Annotated in this window: 18 protein-coding genes; 15 read left to right on the top strand and 3 right to left on the bottom strand. The window is 54.9% G+C overall.

Going from position 1 to position 23,149, the window contains the following annotated elements; translation table 11 throughout:
• Nucleotides 1–72: 72 nt before the first annotated feature.
• Nucleotides 73–1,500, bottom strand: a complete 1,428-nt coding sequence (locus tag PVT68_RS02530) for a peroxidase family protein (RefSeq protein WP_280321014.1) — start codon at nucleotides 1,498–1,500, stop codon at nucleotides 73–75.
• A 682-nt stretch (nucleotides 1,501–2,182) separates the two neighbouring features.
• Here PVT68_RS02530 and PVT68_RS02525 point away from each other — a divergent pair.
• Together PVT68_RS02525 and PVT68_RS02520 are read left to right on the top strand one after the other, a co-directional pair.
• Nucleotides 2,183–2,683: a hypothetical protein gene (locus tag PVT68_RS02525; protein WP_280321013.1), complete on the top strand. Its 501-nt coding sequence runs from the start codon at nucleotides 2,183–2,185 to the stop codon at nucleotides 2,681–2,683.
• Between the two features lie 393 nt (nucleotides 2,684–3,076).
• Entirely contained in the window at nucleotides 3,077–5,278 is a 2,202-nt protein-coding gene (locus tag PVT68_RS02520; RefSeq protein ID WP_280321012.1) for an OsmC domain/YcaO domain-containing protein, read from the top strand.
• Nucleotides 5,279–5,424: 146 nt separating this feature from the next.
• Here PVT68_RS02520 and PVT68_RS02515 read toward each other — a convergent pair whose 3' ends face one another.
• Nucleotides 5,425–6,360: a porin gene (locus tag PVT68_RS02515; protein ID WP_280321011.1), complete on the bottom strand. Its 936-nt coding sequence runs from the start codon at nucleotides 6,358–6,360 to the stop codon at nucleotides 5,425–5,427.
• 291 nt (nucleotides 6,361–6,651) lie between these two features.
• On the opposite strand from PVT68_RS02515, the gene PVT68_RS02510 reads away from it, so the two are divergent.
• The 13 genes from PVT68_RS02510 to PVT68_RS02450 all read left to right on the top strand — a co-directional run bounded on the left by PVT68_RS02510 (nucleotide 6,652) and on the right by PVT68_RS02450 (nucleotide 21,747).
• Entirely contained in the window at nucleotides 6,652–9,129 is a 2,478-nt protein-coding gene (locus PVT68_RS02510; RefSeq protein ID WP_280321010.1) for a DNA internalization-related competence protein ComEC/Rec2, read from the top strand.
• A 159-nt stretch (nucleotides 9,130–9,288) separates the two neighbouring features.
• The gene (locus tag PVT68_RS02505) at nucleotides 9,289–10,122 is read left to right on the top strand and encodes a hypothetical protein (protein ID WP_280321009.1); all 834 of its coding nucleotides are present in this window, start codon (nucleotides 9,289–9,291) and stop codon (nucleotides 10,120–10,122) included.
• A gap of 87 nt (nucleotides 10,123–10,209) precedes the next feature.
• Nucleotides 10,210–10,992, top strand: coding sequence for a hypothetical protein (locus tag PVT68_RS02500; protein WP_280321008.1), 783 nt, complete (start codon nucleotides 10,210–10,212; stop codon nucleotides 10,990–10,992).
• A gap of 272 nt (nucleotides 10,993–11,264) precedes the next feature.
• The gene (locus tag PVT68_RS02495) at nucleotides 11,265–11,885 is read left to right on the top strand and encodes a MotA/TolQ/ExbB proton channel family protein (protein ID WP_280321007.1); all 621 of its coding nucleotides are present in this window, start codon (nucleotides 11,265–11,267) and stop codon (nucleotides 11,883–11,885) included.
• A 29-nt stretch (nucleotides 11,886–11,914) separates the two neighbouring features.
• Entirely contained in the window at nucleotides 11,915–12,334 is a 420-nt protein-coding gene (locus tag PVT68_RS02490) for an ExbD/TolR family protein (RefSeq protein WP_280321006.1), read from the top strand.
• A 112-nt stretch (nucleotides 12,335–12,446) separates the two neighbouring features.
• On the top strand, nucleotides 12,447–14,288 hold the full coding sequence (msbA, locus tag PVT68_RS02485) for a lipid A export permease/ATP-binding protein MsbA (RefSeq protein ID WP_280321005.1): 1,842 nt from the start codon (nucleotides 12,447–12,449) through the stop codon (nucleotides 14,286–14,288).
• A 70-nt stretch (nucleotides 14,289–14,358) separates the two neighbouring features.
• Nucleotides 14,359–15,390 carry a tetraacyldisaccharide 4'-kinase gene (lpxK, locus tag PVT68_RS02480; protein WP_280321004.1) on the top strand — a complete coding sequence of 344 codons (1,032 nt, stop codon included), beginning with the start codon at nucleotides 14,359–14,361 and terminating at the stop codon, nucleotides 15,388–15,390.
• A 91-nt stretch (nucleotides 15,391–15,481) separates the two neighbouring features.
• Nucleotides 15,482–16,237 carry a 3-deoxy-manno-octulosonate cytidylyltransferase gene (gene kdsB, locus PVT68_RS02475; protein WP_280322568.1) on the top strand — a complete coding sequence of 252 codons (756 nt, stop codon included), beginning with the start codon at nucleotides 15,482–15,484 and terminating at the stop codon, nucleotides 16,235–16,237.
• 35 nt (nucleotides 16,238–16,272) lie between these two features.
• Nucleotides 16,273–17,337, top strand: coding sequence for a UDP-N-acetylmuramate dehydrogenase (murB, locus tag PVT68_RS02470; protein WP_280321003.1), 1,065 nt, complete (start codon nucleotides 16,273–16,275; stop codon nucleotides 17,335–17,337).
• Nucleotides 17,338–17,670: 333 nt separating this feature from the next.
• Nucleotides 17,671–18,315 (top strand): response regulator, encoded by a 645-nt coding sequence (locus PVT68_RS02465; RefSeq protein WP_280321002.1) that lies wholly within the window; start codon nucleotides 17,671–17,673, stop codon nucleotides 18,313–18,315.
• Nucleotides 18,316–18,394: 79 nt separating this feature from the next.
• Nucleotides 18,395–20,209, top strand: coding sequence for an excinuclease ABC subunit UvrC (gene uvrC, locus PVT68_RS02460; protein ID WP_280321000.1), 1,815 nt, complete (start codon nucleotides 18,395–18,397; stop codon nucleotides 20,207–20,209).
• Nucleotides 20,210–20,313: 104 nt separating this feature from the next.
• Nucleotides 20,314–20,880, top strand: a complete 567-nt coding sequence (pgsA, locus tag PVT68_RS02455) for a CDP-diacylglycerol--glycerol-3-phosphate 3-phosphatidyltransferase (RefSeq protein WP_280320999.1) — start codon at nucleotides 20,314–20,316, stop codon at nucleotides 20,878–20,880.
• Nucleotides 20,881–21,162: 282 nt separating this feature from the next.
• Nucleotides 21,163–21,747: an HNH endonuclease family protein gene (locus PVT68_RS02450; protein WP_280320998.1), complete on the top strand. Its 585-nt coding sequence runs from the start codon at nucleotides 21,163–21,165 to the stop codon at nucleotides 21,745–21,747.
• 12 nt (nucleotides 21,748–21,759) lie between these two features.
• Here PVT68_RS02450 and PVT68_RS02445 read toward each other — a convergent pair whose 3' ends face one another.
• Nucleotides 21,760–23,094 (bottom strand): serine hydrolase domain-containing protein, encoded by a 1,335-nt coding sequence (locus PVT68_RS02445; protein WP_280320997.1) that lies wholly within the window; start codon nucleotides 23,092–23,094, stop codon nucleotides 21,760–21,762.
• Between the last annotated feature and the right edge of the window lie 55 nt (nucleotides 23,095–23,149).

Raw genomic sequence — 23,149 nt, 5'->3', positions numbered from 1 at the left:
TGACTCTGCCTGATTGGTGCCGGGGATGCGAGTATTCCCGGCACCAGTTTACTACTTAAAGAGAAAAACCCTCTAACTGGGCATGTTGGCAAAGTTGATCAGCGCTTCCATATCCCAGACATCTCCCGAATAGGGCAGTGTCGGCCGCCAGCTACGATCCGCGCCGAGGTAACTTGTATTATCACTCTCCAGTACGCCGATAAGTACTTCCGCCACGATACGACCGCCGACTGGACCGAGTTTCTGTCCACCGGAGAGCATTCCTTCAGCCAGTATGTATAACCACAGGGGAGTGTTGTTGACCAGCGCTTCTGGCATGTCAAGCATATGCATATCCGGAGCAGGAAGGTGTTCGCCCAGTACCTCGCAGACGTGCGCGTGAACTTCCTGGCCAGAAGGCAAACCAAATGATTGTCCGCGCAGCAGGTTGCGTGTGGCCAGCGAGCGCATATGTGCGGGTGTGTCTGGTGACATAAATGGTAGGTCCAGCAAATCACTCTGCATCAGGATGTCTACCGCACCAGCGGTTTGGGCACCGGGGCCGAAAAACAATGACATGTCTGCTATACCGGCGTTGTTGACAGTAAAGCCTTGTCCCAGCTCGCTGCCGAATAGCTCAACACCTGAATGTGAACTGTTGTAGTTCAGGGTTCTGGTAACCATGGTGTGCCCAAAGCGATAGGCAGCAACAGCGAATTCTACGGGTATATAAGGCTGGTTTTTTATGCAGTAAAGTTTGGGGCCTCTACTGAGAATATCGACCACCAGCTCCTTGCCAACCATGCGCGGCAGAAAGTCATTCACTACCACCCACTGGTAGTGCCAGCGGGCAATTTTTTGTGCTTCCTCAAATATCCCTTCGTCTTCCGTACTCTCGTTGTTTGCCTTTTTTTTGTTCAATACATAATCCACTACGGCATTGTGGAAGTAATGCATGGCAAGCTGGATCTGTGAAACCATCCGATTTTCATCGTTGCGAGGATCGCCGATCAAGGCTGCCCTTTTCGTATTACCTTCGGGAGCGCTGGGGGCTCGCACAAGATCGTCGCCGTCTGTGAGCAGGTGTCTGCCTCTTATTTCAGCCTGGCGGGGAGTAGGGTTGTCCGGGGCCTGATAGTAAAGGTAGGGACTTGCCTCCGGGCCCGATCCGTAGACGCAGTCAAGGTCCAGTGCCGGGGTTCGGAAGTTCCGGGTTGCGGAGGGATCATTAATTCTATTGAAACTGGATGTCACGTCGAGCGTGATATCGTGGTCGATAAACTGGCCGAAAAATACGTATCCGAGAGGCGTCGTGGTCGCGCCGAGTGAGCCGTGGTCGGCATCCATCACTCCGCCGCGCTGACCTACGGCTTCCAGGTCGTCTGGATTGGAAATCAGACGAGGTAGATGGGGGAACAGCCTGCCAAAGCGTTGCGCTTCCGCGGCGTGTTCATTGATAGATCGATTGGCGGGACAGCTTTCGTTTAAACCCCGCGGTTGGACAATTCCATGGTGTTTCATAGTTACACTCCATTGCGTATGGCACCTTATATGTGGCGCATATTTATAAATGTAATGACATTGGTATTACATACACCTTTACATACACAGCGCGAAATTCGCGTTGTGTATTTACGGCTTGAAACGTGATTACTACATTGGGCTTGATGGCGCAGGGGACGGTCCAACTTATTATTATCTGAACGAATTGATTGCTATTTTTGTGTCGCCCAGTTATGCGCAGACAAAATACTACAGGGATAACTATCTAGCTAGCTTGTTTGGGGTTAATCAATTTTATATTGGCGGGTAAGTATTCGTATTTTTGAACGTGTCTGGTTTGATGCTTTAGATGGGTTGGGAAATGGCGTGTAAACTTGAATGTATGTAATTTCTTGTAATGGGGTAAGTGATATGGCCTGTAATACTTTCTCCGGTTTCTGTATGTTGGCGTTGATTATAACTTGTGAAAATTGGCGTTGACTTTTGATTCTTCGGGAATCATATTCCACCTCGTCAAATTCCAGCATCTGCTTTTTTTCTTTAGGGTTTTATATTAAGACTTTAAACATTTTTATATTCCGGGGGATATTTCTAGTTTCCTTCGGTAAATATTGTTGTTTAAAGATGTTGTTTAAAGTGTTTTGGTTATTCAAGGTCAGTTATCAATTTCTGAAGTTTTTAATTTCCACAGGAGGTGGATATGCCAAGCCAGGATTTTATGCGGCAAAGGATGGAGCGCCGTAAAAAGCAGTTCGTAGAAAATTTAAATACCGGAGAGTTTGCCGGAAAGTTTTCTCTTGAATGGATTGGTCCCGGTCTGTTCAATTACGTGCCGGATCCTCATGATCCATTCAAATATATTAGAAACCTGGGTAATGGAGAAAGTGAAATAATTGAACCCGGTTCCATGACCACCGATGGAGGAAGTATACCCTTGCTCGCTCAGGTTTTAACCGGTCTGGAACCGTGGGAATGTGGTCCTGCCTATATCATTCATGATTGGGAGTTCTATCGTCATGATGTCGATGAGAATTTCACTAAGTCCTTTGAAGACGTCAACCTAACCTTGGCGGAATCCATGTGGACTCTGATGACTAAGGGCTACCTCGGATATGAAATGCCGAAAAAAAATTACAATGATGTACACAATGTATATTTTGGTGTTATGAGCCCCGTTGCCAGATCTATCTGGGATGCTTGATGCCTGGCCGCAAGGAGAATATATATTCTTCTTGCGTACCGATTACGGTTTGCCAAAGGTCGATATATCGAAAGTGGCTCGTTTCCAGTTTAAAAACTAATGAGTTCCGCATGATTCGAGTAAATACTTGAAACCCGCCTCAGTTAATTCCCTATGCCTAAAATAAGGTAATCCTGAACAATATTATCCATCCTGGACACCGACCAAGAGGTTCCCTGAATACAAGCTGGGGTTGTTTGTCTGTTCATATACCGGCTCTATATCAATTGGCCCTGCGTGTTCATACATGCAATTCCATTCACTCAAACAGAGCGAGACGAACTACCCTAAATTCTGGATAATGCCGCGCCTCAGCTTGATAGCTTGCCAAATTCTCATACCTCGGTAGTCTCCATGGAAATCAACGTCAACTTCCTCGATAACCTGCGTCTCGAAGCTAAATTCGATGACTTTACGGTCATTACAGACCAGCCCATCCGCTATAAGGGGGATGGGTCGGCGCCGAGTCCGTTTGACTATTTCCTGGCGTCTTCCGCCCTGTGTGCGGCTTATTTCGTGCGGGTGTACTGTCTGTCACGGGATATCCCGACCCACAATATCCGTTTGTCACAAAACAACATTGTGGATCCGGAAAACCGCTACAACCAGATTTTCAAGATTCAGGTGGAACTGCCGGAAGATATTTCAGAGAAGGACCGTCAGGGCATACTCCGGTCAATCGACCGCTGTACCGTCAAAAAGGTGATCCAGACCGGGCCGGACTTCCAGATCGAAGTGGTGGACAATCTGGCGGAGGACGCTCAGGCACTATTGATGGTCGCGCCGGATGCGGAGCACCGGACGTTCATTGAGGGCAAGGATCTGCCTCTGGAGCAGACCATCGCCAATATGACGAAGATCCTTGCGGACCTCGGGATGAAGATCGAGATCGCGTCCTGGCGCAATATCGTGCCCCATGTCTGGTCTCTGCATATTCGTGATGCAGCGTCCCCCATGTGTTTTACCAACGGCAAAGGGGCGACGAAGGAGAGCGCGCTGTGTTCCGCACTGGGCGAGTTTATCGAACGTCTGAACTGTAACTTCTTCTACAACGATCAGTACTTTGGTGAGGAAATCGCCAATGCCGAATATGTACATTACCCGAATGAAAAATGGTTCGGGCTTATGGAACACGACGAGTTGCCGGACGGCATTCTGGACGACTACACCCTCGCGATCTACAACCCGGAAGGTGAGCTGGCTGGCTCGAACCTGATTGATACCAACTCTGGTCGTATTGACCGGGGCATCTGCGCGCTGCCGTTTGTGCGCAAGTCCGATGGTCAGAATGTGTATTTTCCTTCCAACCTGATTGAAAACCTCTTTCTCAGTAATGGTATGAGTGCGGGCAATACTCTCCCTGAAGCCCAGGTACAGTGCCTTTCTGAAATATTTGAGCGGGCGGTGAAAAAGCAGATTCTAGAGGAAGAACTGGCGCTGCCGGATGTCCCCCGCGAGGTGCTGGAAAAATACCCGGATATTGTTGAAGGTATAGCTGAGCTGGAGAAACAGGGTTTCCCGATACTGGTCAAGGATGCGTCCCTTGGTGGCCAGTTCCCTGTGATGTGCGTGACCCTGATGAATCCGCGCACGGGTGGTGTATTTGCCTCGTTCGGCGCGCATCCGAGTCTGCATGTGGCGCTTGAGCGCAGTCTCACAGAGCTGATGCAGGGACGCAGCTTTGAAGGACTGAATGATATGCCCCCCCCCACCTTTAACAGCCTGGCGGTAACCGAGCCGCACAACTTTGTGGAGCATTTTATTGACTCCACCGGTGTGGTGTCGTGGCGTTTCTTCAGCGCCAAATCGGATTACGAGTTCGTTGAGTGGGATTTTTCAGGTGACCACGGGGATACGAACGAAACCGAGGCAGACCGGTTGTTCGCTATTCTCGAGGAAATGGGTAAAGAGGTGTACATGGCGACCTATGAGGAACTGGGAGCGCCGGCATGCCGTATCCTGGTTCCCGGGTATTCCGAGGTGTACCCGGTAGAAGATTTGATTTGGGACAACACCAACAAAGCATTGGATTATCGGGAAGACATTCTGAATCTCCATCGCCTGGATGAAGACCAGTTGCAAGACCTGGTGGAGCGTCTGGAAGAGAGCCAGATCGACAACTACGAGACCATCACCACCCTGATCGGCGTGGAGTTTGATGAGAATACCGTATGGGGCCAGCTGACCGTTCTGGAATTGAAATTACTGATTTATCTCGCGTTACAGCGACATGAGGAGGCGCTGGAGCAGGTCGAAGCCTTTTTGCAGTACAACGACAACACCGTCGAACGAGGTCTCTTTTACCGCGCGGTGCAGGCTGTGCTGGAAATTGCGCTGGACGATGAGCTGGAGCTGGATGATTTCATGGTGAATTTCCGCCGCATGTTCGGGGCGGATACCATGGCTGCGGTCGCAGGTTCCGTGGACGGTAGTGTGCGCTTCTATGGCCTGACGCCCACCAATATGCAGCTGGAAGGACTCGATAAACATCTGCGGTTGATTGAAAGCTACAAGAAATTGCATGCCGCGCGCGGGGCGAAGAGGGTTGCCGGTTAAACGGCACTGTTTGCAGGGCCCACATGCAGGCGAACGGGCCTGGCCGCGGCAAATGTTCGTCGGCAGGCCGGGCAAGCTCCTGCAACAGGACAACCAAACGTGAAACAAAAAGGGCACACCGGAAGTTGTGCCCTTTTTGTTGCTTTTTAGAATTTGAATTCCGTGCCAATACCGAAGTAGCTGCGCTCATAGTTGTCCGCAGCGGTTTCGTCGGTGTAGAAGGTGAACACCTTCGCGGCCTTGGACAGTTTGTAGTCCAGTCCCAGGCTGAAAGTCTCACCGTCAGTCTTGACGATGTCGGACTGCCCGTATTGTGCCTTTGCGGTCCAGTTGTTGATCTTGTAGGCAACCGACGTCATCCAGCCATCCTGTTTGCTGCTGTCTGCCTTTTCCTGTTCTTCATACAGGGCGCCGACTTGCAGGTTGCCGAGGTCGTACTGGGCGACCATACGGCTCACGTTCCAGTCATTGGCTTCTACATCCTGGTCATAGGCATACGCCAGATATACGCCGTTGTTGTCGTAGGCGAAAGACAGGGAAGTACCGTTATCACGGGTGTCCACCAGATTGCCGTCACTGTCGAGGATCTCGGCATCCTTGTTGCTGATATAGGCGGCAGCAGCCTTGAAACCGGCGAAGGACGGTGTGGTGTACTGCAGGTTGTTGGATACCCGGTTGTCGTTGCGGGTGACCAGGCTCTTGATATCGCCTTCCAGGTCATTGAACAGGTCGACTTTTTTTTGTGCCATCTTCAGCGGGGTGTCGAATTTCCCCCCGATGACCTGGCCGAAGCCACCTTCCAGGCCGGCGTAGATATTGCGCTGGCTGAGAACCTCATCGGCTTCTCCATCGATGTCTACCTGATATTCCATCTTGTAGATGCCCTTGAGGCCATTATCCAGCGGCAATTCGCCCTTCACTCCGAGACGGGAAGCATTGCTTTTGATATCGGTGTTGGCACCTGCACCTTCATCTGCGGACTGGAAAGACGCATTCGCCTTGCCATAGAAAGTGAAAACCTCGGCATTTGCGAAGGCCGGTAGGGTTGCAGTCAGCGCCAGAGTCAAAGCTGTCTTTTTCATTGGATGGTCTCGTAGATGTGAAAAAGGGTAAGCAGTCGTTCAGTTGCGGCGCAGTTTGCTTCTGAAATGTTACAAACATGTGAAAGATGAAAGGTTTGTGTAAGTTTTGTTGCGGTCTGGAGGTCGTAATTTCTGGATATAAGGTAAAGACAGGTAAGGACTCGCTGGTCTCGAAAGCTTGATGCCTGATACCTGCTTCGCTTTAATCCCCCGTCTAATATGGCGCGGAAGCAGGCAGGAACGCCGTTGTCGCCAGTTGGCGGCTGTCAGAAATGGATTTCGGGAGGCGAGGTGAAGGGAGTGAGTTGGGCGGTGGCCGCGTTGTGGTCGCTGGCGGTGGGGATTGCAACTATTGCCTTTTTGCCGACACTGCCGGGGAGCGCGGGTGGTGCCGTAGCACTGCTTTTCGGTCTTGTTTGCGTGGTGCTGACCGTGGGTATTGGCGGTTGGCTCGGGCTGGCAAACCGGTTGCCCTGCGGACTTGGCTGCTTGCTGTTGCCGTTTCTGTTTGGCTGTGGCTGGGCGTTAAACGCCAACCACCATGCGCTTTCCGAGCGCTTGCCGCTCGCGCTGAACGGGTCTGACCACAGTGTCACCCTGGAAGTTGAAGACCTCCCCGAGGTTTCTCCCGCGGCTGCCCGTTTCGGCCCCCCTGGTGGGGCCAGAGGGCTTGTCGACAGTCGCTTTCGCGCGAGGGTAGTCGATACGGACCAGCGGGATTTGATTGGTAAGCACCTGTTGCTGAGCTGGTACCGGGTAGACCAGAAACTGTCGTCCAGGCTCCGCGCCGGTAGTCGCTGGAAAATGAGTGTGCGGTTGAAGCGCCCCAGAGGCAGCGTTAATCCACACACCTTTGACTATGAAGCCTGGTTGTTACAGCAGGGCATTTACGCCACCGGTTATGTACGCGATAAGGGGCAGCTGCCAACGTTTGTGCAGGCCGGTGGTGGCGTTGATACCTTGCGGGAGACATTCAGGGATCGGGTTTCCGGGCAGGGGTTGCAGCGGAGTGGGTTGATTAGGGCTCTGCTGTTGGGAGACAGGAGTGGCTTGGATACGGACACGAATGCGTTGCTCAAGCGCACCGGAACCGCCCACCTCTTGGCAATCTCGGGGCTGCATGTAGGGATGGTTGCTGGTTTCTTCCTGCTGCTGGGGGGCGCGCTTGGGCGTGTTGCGGGGATATTGCGCGCGCACAACCCCTTACCGCTCGCCGGGATCACGGCGATAGGCGGAGCGCTAGTTTATACACTGCTTAGTGGGGCGCCACTTTCTGCCCAGCGGGCTCTGGTTATGGTCGTGGTGGCGACTGCAGCAGTGGTCGCGAGACGACGTGTTGACCCGGGCCTGGCATTTGCCCTGGCGCTCGCGCTGGTTTTGTTGTGGCAACCCCTGGCCGTACTCAATGCAGGTTTCTGGTTGTCCTTTATCGCCGTAGCGGTGTTGCTACTGAGGTTTCAGGGCCGGGCAGAAACGTCTGCGCATGCCCGGCAGGCTGGGTCCATCGTTGGTAAGGTCCACGCTGCGGTCTCTGCTCAGTGGTGCGTTCTGTTGGGGTTGATGGTGCCATCCCTGGTCATCTTTTCCGGTGTCAGTGCCAGCGCTTTGCTGGTAAATCTCATTGCAATTCCCTGGTTGGCTCTGGTGATACTGCCGCTTGTCCTGATGGGCGCCCTGGTGCCTGTGGGTGGATTTTCCGGCCTTTTATGGCAGCTGGCTGACTGGCAATTGGAATGGCTGCTGCGCTTTCTTCTGGCGGTCGACGGCAATCTGCCGAGCTGGCAGTCAATGGCGGTGCCGGGTGTTGCGCTGGCGGGTTTGGCGGCTCTGGCCAGTGTGCTTCTGTTGATGCCGCGAGGGTTTCCAGGGCGGATTCTTGGGTGGTGTTTGATCCCCGTGGTTTTGATGGGGCTCACTCAGTGGCAGCGGGAGACGCAGCCCCGATTTGAGCTCACAGTTCTGGATGTAGGGCAGGGCTTGGCAGTTGTGGCGACCACCGAAGACAGCAGTCTGGTATTTGATGCCGGGGATGCGGCCCCCGGTGGATGGAGTGCAGGTGGGGGAATCGTTGCTCCCTACCTCACCGCGCAGGGATGGCGGCAGGTGGACGCGCTGGTTGTAAGTCACGGAGATCGGGATCACGCCGGCGGGGTAGAGGGGTTGGCTGAACAGCTGGGTATTGTGCGGCTTGTGGCGCCCGGTGAGTTACCCAAACGCTTGCAACCACTGGTCGCCGCCTCCAGCAGTGATAGTTGTGTTGCGGGTCGACACCTGTTGCTGGGTGAGATGGAGCTGCAATGGCTGTGGCCGAGTGGCGCGGGTATCAGTGGTGAAGAGAACGACCACAGCTGTGTGGCGCTGCTCACCTGGCGGAGTGTGCGGATCCTGTTGACCGGGGATATTTCCCGTAAAGCAGAGAAGCAACTGGTCAAAAACTTCCCGGATTTTGAGCCGGTCGATGTGCTGATCGCCCCCCACCATGGCTCCCGAACGTCATCCTCTCCCGATCTGATTCACTGGGCCAGCCCTCGCAATGCGGTATTCAGTGCCGGCTTCCGCCATCATTTTGGGCATCCCCATCCCGACGTTGTCCGCCGCTTCACCCAGAGTGGAATTCATCTATTCAATACAGCAGACCTTGGCGCCATTGCGTTTCTCTGGTCGCAAAATCGGGGGCAGCCCCGTCTACAGTGTGCTCGGGCGGCGGGAAGGTTCTGGTTTGCCGATGAGCGGGAAAGTGTGGTGAGCCAATGCGCCGCAGGCATGTGACAAGGTACATGGCGGCTTTGTGCAGCGGCACACGGGGTGATGTTTTGATGAGGAAACGCCGGTCTGAGGGGCTGTCGCTGAGAGTTCGATCAAGGTTTTGGCTTCTACGATGGTGCTATGGTGCCGTCATTCTTCAGCAACGGTGGTTTGATTAGCGGTATGAAAATCAATCATTTAATCGGTGCAACCTTGGCTGTGGCGGGGTTATCGCTTTCGAATGTCGGTTTCGCCGCAGAGTGGAAATACTCCCTCGGCACTGACGTCAGCAGTGGCGATTACGGCGATACAGCGGAAACTGAAATTGTTTCAATGCCGTTCACTGCAAGCTATTCGCCGAATGCGAGCTGGACGTTCAAGGCATCACTGCCGTGGACCTCGATCGAGGGTCCGGGAGGCGTGGTTGCGGGCGGTGATGGCGGCTTGGTTGTGGGGCCAGGAAATGGCAACGGCAACGGTAACGGAAATGGAAATGGCAACGCCGGTACTGATGAAGTCGCTTTGACCAGTGCTTCCGGGCTCGGCGATCTTTGGCTTACCGGCACATACAGTCTGGAACCTGTTGCCCAGAATTTTTTCGTGGATCTCTCCGCCAAATACAAGATTCCCCTGGCAGACGAAGGCGAGGGGCTTGGTACCGGGGAGACGGATTACACCCTGCAGGCTGAAGTGTTTACTGTGGTGGATGACTTCACTCCGTTTGTCACAATCGCCAGAAAGTATAAAGGCGACCTGCCGGATGTAGTGTTGCGTGACGTCTGGTCTACCTCAATGGGTACCGGGTATCGCTTAAGTGAGGCCGCCAGTGTTGGCGCCTCCCTGGACTATCAGCAGGCGGCGACATCAGCCAGTGATCCCCAGGCTGAAGTCTTCGGGTATTACAGCCACAAATTTACCGCGCAGTGGAGTGCGGTTGTCTATGGCTACCTGGGGCTTGCGAATGGGAGCCCAGATCAGGGGTTTGGCTTTCAGCTCAGTTACCGTCCGGGCGAGTGACAGCCGCTCAGAAGTCCGATTAGAAACCGATGTGATGCCTGCGTTTTCTGTCGTGGGCGCAATTGAAGTTAACTGGAGAAACCAGCAATGAAGATTCCGTATAAATCGACTGCACTGGCGGCTGTGATCGCTGCGCTGGCAAGTGTGCCCCTGGTGTGGGCAGACGATATGCCAGATGTGGATTCTACCGAAACCGAAGTGGTAGAGATGGCATCAACCGTACCGGGCGACCGTATTGCCGGCTACTTCAGTCACTTCTTTGGAAGTGAAGAGGAGTCGAAGCGAATCGTGGCAGGCCTGCGCGATGGGAGCATTCATTTTGTAGAGCCAGTGCCGGAAGGTGAAGACGTCAATGTCGAAGATACTGAGCTGGAGATTCCTGAAGACCTGCCTGAAATGGAAGAGGGGAAAGGCGGTCACGCTGGTATGGGTTACGGAAACGTTCTGATTACCATGGCACTTGCTGAAAAGCTTGCCGGTATGTATGAGGTTGAGCCCGTTGAAGGCGAAGTGGACGGCGAGATCGCCCCGGGTGCCGAGTATTACGTCAATCAAATCCTGGGTATGCGCCAGCGAGATGGTATGGGGTGGGGCAATATCGCCAAAGAGCTCGGCGTTAACCTGGGTGAAATTGTCAGTGGTATTCACTCCAATCGCCCGGAAATGACCGAGAAACTGGCACGCCGCGATTCTCGCGATGCCATGCGTGCGGAGAAACACGCCGCGCGAGATTTGGCTCACGCAGAGCGCGCAGAGAAGGGGGCGAAGGTAGAGCGTGTCGCGAAAGTTGATCGCCCGGAAAAGCCTATGCGCGCTGAAAAGGTCGAACGCCCCGAGAAGCCGCAACGTCCAGAGCGTCCCGGCAAGTAAACGCGGGTGCGTGAACCATATGAAGGGCCGCCTGAGGGCGGCCTTTCTCGTTTCGGGCTCGGGTGGGAGAGTGGGATGGCAGCGTCAATACCTGATTTTGCGAGGGTTTGAAGCGGAGATTGTTGTGGAACACTGATCACAGGGATGAAAAACATGCCGAAGTCCCTCTTAGCCGGCGCCAAGACCTGTGGTAGAGTCACCGGCCACGACCTGAATTCGCTACGTTCAAGGTTCGGTCATATTCCGTTCCGTTGTTTTGGGGCAAAGAAAACGTGTTAGAAATTATAAAAAGCGGCGGCTGGTTGATGCTGCCAATCCTGCTCTGTTCTGTTGCGGTAATCGCTATTTTCATTGAGCGCCTGTGGACATTGAATGAGCGCAAAATTGCGCCGCGTAGCCTTCTGGGTGAAGTCTGGAGGGGGTTGAAGAGCAATCAACTGACAACAGAGAAAATTAAGGAATTACGGGATTCCAGCCCGCTTGGTCGTATTTTCGCCGCCGGCCTGTCCAATTCCCGTCACGGCCGTGAAGTCATGAAAGACAGCATCGAAGAGGCCGCCAGTCAGGTGGTACACGAGCTGGAGCGTTTTCTGAATGTGTTGGGTACCATCGCTGCAGTGGCACCGTTGATTGGCCTGCTGGGTACCGTGGTGGGGATGATCCAGGTGTTTACTGCGATCATGCTGGAAGGCACCGGCAACGCCGGGGTGCTTGCCGGCGGCATATCCCAAGCCCTGATCACAACTGCTGCAGGCCTGACCGTCGCCATTCCGGCGCTGATGGCGCACCGCTACTTCCAGCGCCGTGTTGACTCCATCGTGGTCACCATGGAGCAGGAAGCGGTAAAGCTGGTGGACGCCCTGCACAGCGATCGCCGTATCGAAACCGCCTGAGTGCTTGACGTTATATCCGGGAGCACTTGATGCAATTTCGTCGCCAGAATACCGAGCAGGACGGGGTAAACCTGACACCACTGATCGACGTGGTGTTTTTGCTGCTGATCTTTTTCATGGTGTCCACCACCTTCACCAAAGAGAGCCACCTCAAGCTGAACCTGCCTGAGGCGGCCGGACCCCAGGCGGAGGTGCCACCATCTACCATTGAAGTTCTGATCAATGCGGATGGCTCTTACTCCGTGGATGGCAGGGCGCTTATCAACAAGAAACTGACCACGCTCAAATCTGCACTGTCGGAAGTATCTGCTGGCGAGTACAATCGCCCGCTTATCATAACCGCCGATGCCACCGCTCAACATCAGGCGGTGGTTCGTGCCATGGATGCCGCGGGGCAGCTGGGATTTGTACATCTCAGTATCACCACCCGGCAGCCAGACGAACAGTAATCTATAAAGTGTTGAACCGCCGGGCTGGGAATTCACCTTGCCCGGGAGTCACCTGTTGGCCCCATGGCATGCTGGTGACTCTAAGCGTGGGGAACACTCTGCCAAGACATTTATGGATAAATCCCCCCAGCCCGTATTGAAGCCCCAACACGGCGCGCAGACTTATCGTCGCTTGCTTTCCTACGCCATACCTCAGTGGCCGCTGTTCGTGGTTGCGGTGTTCGGCTTTATGCTGTTTTCCTCCATGGAGGTTGTGCTGATCGCTGTCACCGAGTTGTTGCTCGATGCGGTGGGGGCGGGCATTCAGGAGGGCAGGGGCTTTCTGTCGCAGTTTGTCGCCAAATATTTCCCCGGTGGGGAAATGCCGCAGAACGTCGCCCGCTGGTTGGTCCCTTTGACCATGCTGGTCATCATCATCTTGCGTGCAATTGGCAATTTTGTCGGTAGTTACGGCCTGGCTTACGTGGCGCGGGCGGTGATCCATCAATTGCGCACCGAACTGTTCGAGCATATTGGCCAGCTCCCGAGTAGCTACTTCGACCGTTACACCGGCGCCTTCCTGATTTCCAAGGTGGCTTATAACGTCGAGCAGGTAACCAACTCCATTACCAAGGCACTGAAGGTGATGATCCGCTCGTCCTTCACCGCATTGGGGTTGTTGACCTATCTGCTGATGGTGAACTGGAAGCTGACGCTGACCTTCTTCCTGTTCGTGCCGATTATTGCCCTGATCGTACGTGTGGTCGGCAAGCGGTTCCGCAAGCTGAGCCATCGAATTCAGAACACCATGGGCGATGTCACTCACGTAACCCAGGAAGCGATCAACGGGTATGAAGTGGTGCGTATGTACGGTGGATGCGACTATGAAAATACTCGCTTTCAGGCCGCCAGTAACGCCAACCGCCAGCAGTTTATGAAGCTGGTGGTGGCGGACAATGCCAGTGTGTCCGTGATCCAGATCATGGTAGGGCTCGCGACCGCAGTGCTGGTGTGGTTCGCGCTGGCGCCGGGGATGGTGGAATCAATGACTCCCGGTGTGTTTGCGTCTTACATTGGTGCCGCCGCCTCGCTGGCCAAGCCGATTCGTAACCTGTCAGAGGTCTATGCCGAAATCCAGAAAGGTATCGCGGCGGCAGAAAGTATTTTTGAAGTGTTCGACGCGCCCAAGGAACCACTCGGCGGTACCTTGCAGCTGCCGGGCCCGGTAACCGGCGCAGTCAGCTTTGAACATCTGGGTTTTCGCTACATCGATGGCGGTCCGGATGTCCTTACAGATATCGATTTTTCTGTAAATGCCGGACAGACAGTCGCCCTGGTTGGGGCATCAGGTTCCGGTAAAAGTACCCTGGTGAGCCTGTTGTCCCGGTTTTACGAGCCGACCAGTGGCCGGATTTTGCTGGACGGTGTGGATATCACCCAGGTCCCGGTGACGGACCTGCGCGCTCAGATCAGTCTGGTTTCGCAAAATATTGTGCTGTTCAACGATACCGTTTACCGCAATATCGCATACGGCGAGCTGGAAAGTCGCTCAGAGCAGGAAGTGTTGCGGGCGGTCGAGCTGGCGCACGCGAAAAACTTTATTGATGAATTACCGAATGGATTGCAGACGGTACTTGGAGACAATGCGCAGATGCTTTCCGGCGGTCAGCGCCAGCGTCTGGCTATTGCCCGTGCGCTATTGAAAGACTCCCCGCTGCTCATTCTGGATGAGGCAACTTCTGCATTAGACAACGAATCAGAGCGACATATTCAGGCCGCGCTGGCGGAAGTCATGAAAAACCGCACCACTTTTGTGATCGCTCATCGTCTCAGTACTATCGAAAACGCGGACTGCATTCTGGTGATGGATCAGGGGCGGATAGTAGAGAGCGGTACTCATCGGGAGCTGCTTGCCCAGGGTGGGCGCTACGCACTGCTGTTGCAGCAGCAGTCCGGCCAACAGGCAATTGAGTGATCGTTAGCGCGCTTTACCGCAGCGGCTGTCACCAAAGCAAATAGGATCGAAATAGGGAGCGCTATGCGCAATGTCGCTTGAGGATTGGTTGAACAAACGCTGGTATCCTGCCTCCGACGGTGGGGACCGTGAGGCGATGCAGTTGCCCCTACTGGCGCCTCTGGAACTGGCTTTTCGCCACGGCAGCCGCTGGCGCAAAATGCGCAACCAACCGCAACCATTGCCGGTGCCGGTGATTGTGGTGGGCAATATCACCGTCGGCGGTGTCGGCAAAACGCCATTAGTGGCGGAGCTGGGTCGCTGGTTGCGGGAGCGCGGGCACAAGCCTGGCATTATCAGCCGCGGTTACGGCGGTCGTGCAAAACACTATCCCTATGACGTCACCGCGCAATCCCACCCCCTGGAATCCGGCGATGAGCCGCTGATGTTACACCTGATGACGGGGCTGCCGGTGATGGTGGCGCCGAAGCGGGTGGAGGCGGCAGAAGCCCTGATTAAACAGCACGGTTGCGACGTTATTCTCTCCGATGACGGTCTGCAGCACTATGGCCTGTGGCGAAGTCTGGAAATCTGTGTGATCGACGGTCGTCGCGGTCTGGGCAACCAGCATCTGCTGCCCCGGGGGCCATTGCGCGAGTCTGTCGACAGGCTCGACAACGTCGACATGGTCGTAGTCAATGGTCAACCCAGCGAACTCGCGCTATCCCAGTGTGGCGATCGAATCGACTTCACCATGGAACTGGTGCCGTCTCGCTGGCACCAGTTCAACCTGGACCAGACCTCCACCCTCAGATTGAAGTCGGGCCCGGAAATTGGTCCCTGCCATGGGGTAGCGGCCATCGGCAACCCGCAGCGCTTTTTCAATACGCTGCGCGCCCTGGGCTATACGGTGATGGAAATGGCGTTTCCGGATCACCACCAGTACAGCCCCCAGGAGCTGCAGCTGGATGGTATCACCCCGGTCATCATGACCATGAAGGACGCGGTCAAATGCCGAGATTTCTGGCAGAGTCACTGGTGGGCGATGGAGGCCCAGGCACATCTACCCGACCTGTTTTATCAGCATATTCATCAGCATCTGGAAAGCTTCAGGGCCGAGTGATTCGCGCGGTCGCCCCACGAGACCAGGGTCGCGAAGTTCGCAGCAACAAGTTTGGAACGAGAGGTAAGAAACCCGCGTGTCTGATACTGAATTGGCGTTTGACGTTATTATCCCCGCGCGATTCGGCTCCAGCCGTTTGCCCGGTAAGCCGTTGGCTGATATTGCCGGCAAGCCCATGGTGCAGCGGGTTTATGAGCGCGCTATCGAGAGTCGCGCGCAGCGCGTAATCGTGGCAACTGACGATATGCGGGTAGCGGAAGTGGTACGCGCATTTGGTGGCGAGGTTTGTATGACCAGCACCAACCATGTATCTGGCACCGACCGTTTACAGGAGGTTGCCGCTAATCTGGCGGTTGCCGACGACAGAATACTGGTCAATGTCCAGGGTGATGAACCCCTGATTCCGCCCTTGGTGATCGATCAGGTTGCACGCAATCTGGCACAAAATCACCGGGCCGGAGTTGCCACCCTGGCGGAACCGATCACCAGCGTGGAAGACTTCCTCAATCCCAATATCGTCAAGGTGGTTGCGGAGGAATCCGGTCTGGCCAGGTATTTCTCCCGCGCACCGGTCCCCTGGCCCCGGGATGCCTTTACTCACGGGCAGCAAGCCCTGCCGGATGGTCTGAACCCTCGCCGGCATATTGGCATCTATGCTTACCGGGCCGGTTTATTAAAGCTGTTTGTGAGTTGGCCTGTGGCGCCAATTGAGCGGTTTGAATCGCTCGAGCAGCTGCGCTTTCTCTACCATGGCCATGACATCCACGTGGCGGATGCCTGTGAAGAGGTGCCTGGTGGCGTGGACACCGCGCAGGACCTCGAGCGCATGCGTGCACTTTTCACGTAGCTTTTAACTGGTTGATTTTATGTCGGTGTGGGGACGTGGGGCACTGGCTTCTGGCCGGCTACCGGCGCGAATTTTGGGATGACATGATTCAGTCTGACGTTGATTTACAGCCGTTCAATACCATGACCATAGCCGCGCAGGCGAAATACTTCTGTGCGGCGTCCTCTCTTGACGACGTGCGCGAAGCCCTTGTATTCGCTCGAGAGCATCAGCTTCCTATCCTGCCTCTCGGAGGCGGCAGCAATATCGTTCTGACCGGCGACTATCCTGGGCTGGCACTGCATCTGGGCCTGCAGGGGCTTGAATTTGAGACGCTCGATGAGGGAGTGCGCGTGCGGGCAGCCGCGGGCGAAAATTGGCACCAGCTGGTGATGCGCTGTGTGGCAATGGACCGGGGGGGACTGGAAAACCTGGCGCTGATTCCTGGCAATATCGGCGCGGCACCCATCCAGAATATCGGCGCTTACGGGGTGGAGCTGAAGGACAGCTTTGAGCAGCTCACGGCGATGGAGATTGCCAGTGGCGAGCTGGTGACCTTTTCCGCTGCGGACTGCAGGTTTGGCTACCGGGACAGCGTGTTCAAGGGGGCGGCCAAAGACAGGTATTTGATTTGTGAGGTGGTGCTGAAGCTCTCGAATGACTGGCAGCCTGCGGTTGAGTACCCTGCGCTGCAACAGTATTTTGCCGAACGCAAGCAATCTCAGAAGGGGCTCACCCCGTCGGCTATCGCTAATGCGGTTATTGCAATCCGTAATAGCAAGTTGCCAAACCCGGTGGAAATTCCCAATACCGGCAGTTTCTTTAAAAATCCACTGGTCAGCTCAACCAAATATACGGCGCTCAAGCTTCAGTACCCGGATCTGGTGGCTTTCGCCGCTGGCGATTGTTGGAAGCTGGCTGCAGGCTGGCTGATTGACAAGGCGGGCTGGCGGGGATTTCGCAGGGATGGCGTTGGGGTACACGACCGCCAGGCCCTGGTGCTGGTCAACCCCGGGCATCGCTGCGGGAGCGAAGTGGTGGCTTTGGCGAACGATATCGCCGCGGATATCCAACATAAATTCGGCGTAGTGCTGGAGCCGGAGCCGAGGTTTTATCCCTAGTTGCACCTCTGTCCGGCTTGGCGTGAACCTGCGTGGTGGTGTGCTGTGATCGCATTGTGGCTGGGCTGCGTAGAATCTTGAGTGGCGGCATTTAACGTCGACTCGGGCAGCCCTTCATGATCGGTCAGAAACCCTGATTTATGTCTTTCGCAAACTGCGATCTGCTCGCTTTTCAGTACCAGATTTGTCTGGTATGTTCAGCGAAGGCTCTGTGGATGGATCTTTGCGAGGATGACTCGCTGGGCAATAAAAATAAAATACGGTTTCGCGCATAGAGTGATAGGTAGGAATTTTTTGCGCGCCGCTGTCTAGATATCCGTGGTTGGGTCTAAATTGATAAAAGTCTTAGTAGTAGACGATCACGACCTTGTGCGTATGGGTATATCGCGCATGCTCGGCGACGTCGACGATATCCAGGTGGTGGGCGAGGCGCAGAGCGGTGAGGCCGCCATTGCGTTTGTGCGCGAGGCTGAGGTGGACGTCATCCTGATGGACGTCAGAATGCCTGGCATGGGCGGATTGGAGGCTACCCGAAAACTGATCTCCCGCTTCCCTTATTCCCGCGTAATCGCGGTCAGTGCACTTGATGACGACCTGTTTCCAAGCCGCCTCATTCAGGCGGGGGCCAAAGGCTATGTGACCAAAGGGGCTGATCTTGCGGAGATGGTGCGTGCCATTCGCGCTGTCGTCGCCGGAGAGACCTACATCAGCAGCTCTATGGCCACCAAACTGGCTCTACGGCGTGTCAATGGCGGCGCCTCTCCCTTTGATGACCTCTCCGAGCGGGAATTGCAGACCGCGGTGATGATCGTAAATGGGAGTAAGGTGGCTGACATTGCTGAAACACTCTCCGTCAGCCCTAAAACCGTCAATACTTACCGCTACCGAATATTTGAAAAGCTTGGGCTTCAATCCGATGTCGAGCTGACCTTGCTTGCAGTCAAACACCACGTATTGGATCCAGAAGAAGCGTTGTAGAATACGCCTTCCTCTACATCAGTGAATTTAAGAACAGGGGCCGACACCGGCCCCTGTTTTTTATCCGGCAAACCTATAGATGTTCGACAGTAAACGCTTTCTCACCACGGTTACCCGCAAGCCTGGTGTCTATCAGATGTTCGATGCCCAGGGAAAGGTGCTGTACGTCGGCAAGGCCAAAAATCTGCGCAACCGGTTGGCGAGTTATTTTCGCGCTTCCGGGCTCACGGCAAAGACCATGGCACTGGTGGAGAAAATTGCTCACGTCGAAGTCACGGTCACCCGTAGCGAGACAGAGGCGCTGGTGCTGGAGCAGAGCCTGATCAAGTCCCAGCGGCCGCCCTACAATGTCATGCTTAAGGATGACAAGGGTTACCCCTACATTTTTCTTTCCAGCAAAGACACTTTCCCGAGAATTGCCTTTCACCGTGGTAGCAAACGCAAAAAAGGGGATTACTTCGGCCCATTTCCCAACGCCTCGTCTGTGCGTGACAGCCTCAACTTTTTACAGAAAACTTTCCGCATTCGCTCCTGTGAAGACAGCGTCTTTGCAAACCGCTCGAGACCTTGCCTGCAATATCAGATCGAACGGTGTACGGCCCCTTGCGTGGACTATATCAGCGCCGAGGATTATCAGGCCGATGTGCGGCACGCGCAGATGTTTCTGGCGGGAAAGAGCGACAGTATTATCCGCGAGCTCGCAGACGAGATGGAGCAGGCCTCGGTCGCACTGGAGTTTGAGAAGGCCGCGCGGTTGCGGGATCAGATAGTTGCTCTGCGGCGGCTGCAATCGGATCAGGTTGCTGAGAGCGCTGCTGGCGATGTGGATGTTCTGGGTGTCGCCACACAGGGTGGGCTTTGCTGCGTGCATGTACTGTTTATCCGCCAGGGGCGGATTCTCGGGAGTCGCAGTTATTACCCCAGTGAAAAACTGGGATTGGATGGAGCTGCGTTGCTATCAGCATTTATTCCACAGTTCTATCTTGGCGCCAATCGGGAAATTCCCCGGCAGGTGCTCGTGTCGGAAATGCTGGAAGATCTCGAAGTCCTGCAGGAGGCGCTCTCTCAGCAGGCTGGGCGCGAAGTACAGCTGGTTAACCGCCTGCGGGGCAACCGCGCTACCTGGGTCGAAATGGCTCAGCAGGCGGCCCTGCAGAACCTGCAGAGTCGTACCGCCTCCCAGCAGCGGCTACAGGACCGCTTTGAAAACCTGCGCGATGTACTGCGTCTCGGTGAAATCCCGGAACGACTGGAATGTTTCGATATCAGTCATTCCAGTGGTGAGGCAACAGTGGCCTCCTGTGTGGTCTTCGATACCGGGGGACCGGTGAAGTCAGACTACCGGCGTTTCAATATCGAGGGGATTACCGCCGGTGACGACTACGCGGCGATGGGCCAGGCCCTCAAGCGTCGCTATACACGACTCTCAAGTGGGGAAGGGCGCTTTCCCAATATTTTGTTGATCGACGGCGGTAAGGGCCAGGTTAGCCAGGCGGTTGAAGCACTAAACGATCTGGGCGTAACCGGTGTGCAAATTATTGGTGTTGCCAAGGGCACCACTCGCAAGGCCGGGTTTGAGACACTGCATGTGGTGGCAGAAAATCGTGAGCTGGTGCTGGAATCCGACTCGCCGGCGTTACATCTGATTCAGCAGATCCGTGATGAGGCGCATCGGTTTGCCATCACCGGCCACCGGCAGCGCCGGGACAAGAAGCGGCGCGAGTCACCCCTTGAGGGTATCCCCGGTGTAGGCCCGGCCAGGCGGCGTGCGCTGCTCCATCATTTTGGCGGTTTGCAGGAAATCAAGCGCGCCTCAGTGAACGAGCTTGCCAGCGTGGAAGGGGTGAGCCGCAAGCTTGCGCAGGATATATACTCGGCTTTGCACAATGAGTAACCGCTGGCCAGTTAAAAACGGTTAATGGCGTTTATTTTTGTATGACAGGTTGTTAAGTTACCCGCTGCCGACGAAGTATGTTCAGCGAATGTAAAAGGACCAGCATGACTCTCGCAAATCGTTTGACCCTGTTGCGCGTGGCGCTTATTCCGGTTTTAGTGCTGGTTTTTTATCTCCCCTACAAGTGGAGCTATATCGCTTCTGCTGTGATTTTCTCCCTCGCGGCGGCGACCGATTGGCTGGATGGCTATATTGCGCGCAAGCTCGATCAGAGTACGCCTTTCGGTGCTTTTCTGGATCCGGTCGCGGATAAATTGATGGTGGCCACGGCTCTGGTGCTACTGGTACATCTGCACAACGACATCTTCTTCACCGTTGCTGCGGCAGTGATTATTGGGCGGGAAATAGCCGTTTCTGCACTGCGAGAGTGGATGGCGGGGTTGGGTCTGCGTAGCAGTGTGGCGGTGAACTATATCGGAAAGATCAAGACTACGGCGCAGATGGCGGCGATTATCGTCCTGCTCGCGTTCGATGTCCGCGAGTATCCAGTGATGGAGCGCGTTGGGTATGTTCTGTTGTACGTTGCGGCTGCACTGACTCTCTGGACCATGGTGATCTACCTGCGTGCCGCCTGGCCGGCACTGACCAGTGACGAAACTCCCAGCTTGTGACATTCGGTTTGGGCTAGTTCAGGTGCGGCGCTTGATGCCTGCACCTGGACAACGCCTGTTCGGCCTGTCTAGTCGTCAATCCCTCCCAGAATAGCGTCGGCTGTCGTTGCCGATCTTTGAGCGCTTCTTTGGGATAGGAGCAAAAGGCCTTCGCCTTTTGCTGGCAACTTCCTGCACAGATATCGACTTCGCCACAAAACGGGCTGGAGGGGATTTTCGCGCCGTAAATGATTCTGTACGATCGTGCCAATCAATAATAAGCACGACAACGGAGTCTCTGTGGTGCGATTCTTTTTTACCCAATCTTTCTCATTTTCTGCGTTCCTTTTTCTCAGACCTCTGGTCGCTTCAACTCTGATTTTTGCTGGCAGTAGCCTCGCTCAGGAATATGATCGTCGGGAATGGCTCCCTCACTGGTCGGATGTCGACAGAGATTGCCAGGATACCCGGCATGAGCTGCTGATTCGCCACTCTCTTGCTCCTGTCGTGTTTACTGGTCGCAGTCAGTGCAAGGTGGCGTTCGGTTTATGGTTGGATCCTTACACCGGCAATTTTTATGAAAAGGCCTCCGACCTGGATGTAGAGCACATAGTCCCCCTCAAATGGGCGCACGATCACGGCGCGGCCGGCTGGAGTACCGCGCAAAAACGGAAATTTGCGGAAGATCCAGATAACTTGTGGTTGGTCGACGATGGTCGAAATCAAAGCAAGGGGGACCGCGGCCCAGACCGGTGGATGCCTCCGTACGGACCTGTACGTCGTTACTACATTCAACGGTTTATGGCGGTGGCAGAAAAATACAACCTCAAGTCCTCTGCGGAGGAGCTGCACATATATCTCGCACTGCTGGAGAGCCGGCAGGGATGAGCCTGGCCAGCGCTATTCAGGTAGCGCCGCCAGCAGTGCGCCAAACCTTGATTCGACAGGATACGGGCTTGACGACCAGCCGAGCCGTGCGATGACTGCGTTATGACCAGGTGCCACCATCAGCTTTTGTTCTCGATTGCCCAGCATGAAATAACTGTCTGCAGGCAGGCTCGGGTGCCGCGGCGGAATATCGCCGCCCGAGTTGAGCCATAACTGATAGCCATAGCGTGGCTCGTTGTTGCTGCCATTGGCAGAAGTTGCGCGGTGGATCCAGTTGTGACTGAGGACTTGCCGGCCACTGGCGATACCATTGTTGAGAAGCAGAGTGCCGAGGCGTCCCCAGTCTCGGGCGGTTAGAAAGGCGTACGAGCTGCCTACGAAAATGCCATCGGTATCCGTCTCGAGAATGGCACCATTCATGCCCAGCGGTTCGAAAATTTCCCTCTGCAGAAAGCGCATCATTTTAGTGGTGCCACCAAGTTGGCAATGGATCCAGCGTGCAAGGAGGTTTGTTGTGCCAGAGGAGTAGGAAAAGCATGTTCCGGGGGCGTGTGTCAGCGGACGCTGTAATGCATAGCGGCTTGGACTGTATTCGCCAAATAGCATGCGAGTCACATCACTATCCGGGCGGTAGCTTTCAGTAAACGCCAGCCCGTCACACATTTGCAGGAGGTTTTCCAGGGTGATTTCACGCCGCCGGTCATCCTCCCACTCTGGAAACAGTTGGTGCTGTTCGGTATCCGCAAGCCCAAGGGTTTCCATCCGTCCCCAGAGAATAGCCAGAAGGCTTTTCGCCATTGACCAACCTAGTAGGCGGGTTTCGGCGCGGATAAATGGACAATAGGCTTCGGCGATCAGCTGGTTGTTGTGAATGACGATCACAGCTCGTGTGTCGAGCCCTAAGCGGTTGTCTCTTTTCAGTTGCTCTTCGGCGAGTCGCTGCAGTTTTCTATTGGTCGCGGCCTGAATCGGCGAAGGGGCTAGGGCGGGTGGTAGTTTCGCTTGCCTCAGAACCCGGGATTCCGCTGTCAGTTGCGCTCCCAGCTGCGGATGGAATTCTGCACTCGCGGTAAAGCGCTTCCACAGGGTTGCAGTCGTTGTATTTTTCTTGTGGGTGATTTTTACGAAGCAAAAGAGCAGGGAGTAGCTGCGCAGATCGCGCCGGATTCTGGCGTCGCATAAATGCGAAATATGTCTGGCTGAGCAGGCGAGCTTCGCGCTCATCCGTACGACAAGCTGAAGTGATTCCCGTAATCGTTGCGCACTGTCGCTGCGTTCGCGGTAAACAAGAAATGTCACGACGAGCGCCACGCTAAGTAGGCTTGATGCAAGCAGCGCACTTTCCATATTGATTTGATGCAAAATTCTGATGACAGAATCAAAGACTGGTAAAGCTTCAGCA

Origin of the sequence: Microbulbifer bruguierae (assembly GCF_029869925.1) — a bacterium.
GTDB classification, from domain to species: domain Bacteria; phylum Pseudomonadota; class Gammaproteobacteria; order Pseudomonadales; family Cellvibrionaceae; genus Microbulbifer; species Microbulbifer bruguierae.
Note: the sequence above shows the minus strand (reverse complement) of the source record. Positions and strands in the feature narration are given on the sequence as shown.

Coding starts and splice junctions, on each gene's coding strand:
- PVT68_RS02530 (WP_280321014.1), bottom strand. CDS start 1,500: ATGAAACACCATGGAATTGTCCAACCGCGGGGTTTAAACGAAAGCTGT.
- PVT68_RS02525 (WP_280321013.1), top strand. CDS start 2,183: ATGCCAAGCCAGGATTTTATGCGGCAAAGGATGGAGCGCCGTAAAAAG.
- PVT68_RS02520 (WP_280321012.1), top strand. CDS start 3,077: ATGGAAATCAACGTCAACTTCCTCGATAACCTGCGTCTCGAAGCTAAA.
- PVT68_RS02515 (WP_280321011.1), bottom strand. CDS start 6,360: ATGAAAAAGACAGCTTTGACTCTGGCGCTGACTGCAACCCTACCGGCC.
- PVT68_RS02505 (WP_280321009.1), top strand. CDS start 9,289: ATGAAAATCAATCATTTAATCGGTGCAACCTTGGCTGTGGCGGGGTTA.
- PVT68_RS02500 (WP_280321008.1), top strand. CDS start 10,210: ATGAAGATTCCGTATAAATCGACTGCACTGGCGGCTGTGATCGCTGCG.
- PVT68_RS02490 (WP_280321006.1), top strand. CDS start 11,915: ATGCAATTTCGTCGCCAGAATACCGAGCAGGACGGGGTAAACCTGACA.
- msbA (WP_280321005.1), top strand. CDS start 12,447: ATGGATAAATCCCCCCAGCCCGTATTGAAGCCCCAACACGGCGCGCAG.
- lpxK (WP_280321004.1), top strand. CDS start 14,359: ATGTCGCTTGAGGATTGGTTGAACAAACGCTGGTATCCTGCCTCCGAC.
- uvrC (WP_280321000.1), top strand. CDS start 18,395: ATGTTCGACAGTAAACGCTTTCTCACCACGGTTACCCGCAAGCCTGGT.
- pgsA (WP_280320999.1), top strand. CDS start 20,314: ATGACTCTCGCAAATCGTTTGACCCTGTTGCGCGTGGCGCTTATTCCG.
- PVT68_RS02445 (WP_280320997.1), bottom strand. CDS start 23,094: ATGGAAAGTGCGCTGCTTGCATCAAGCCTACTTAGCGTGGCGCTCGTC.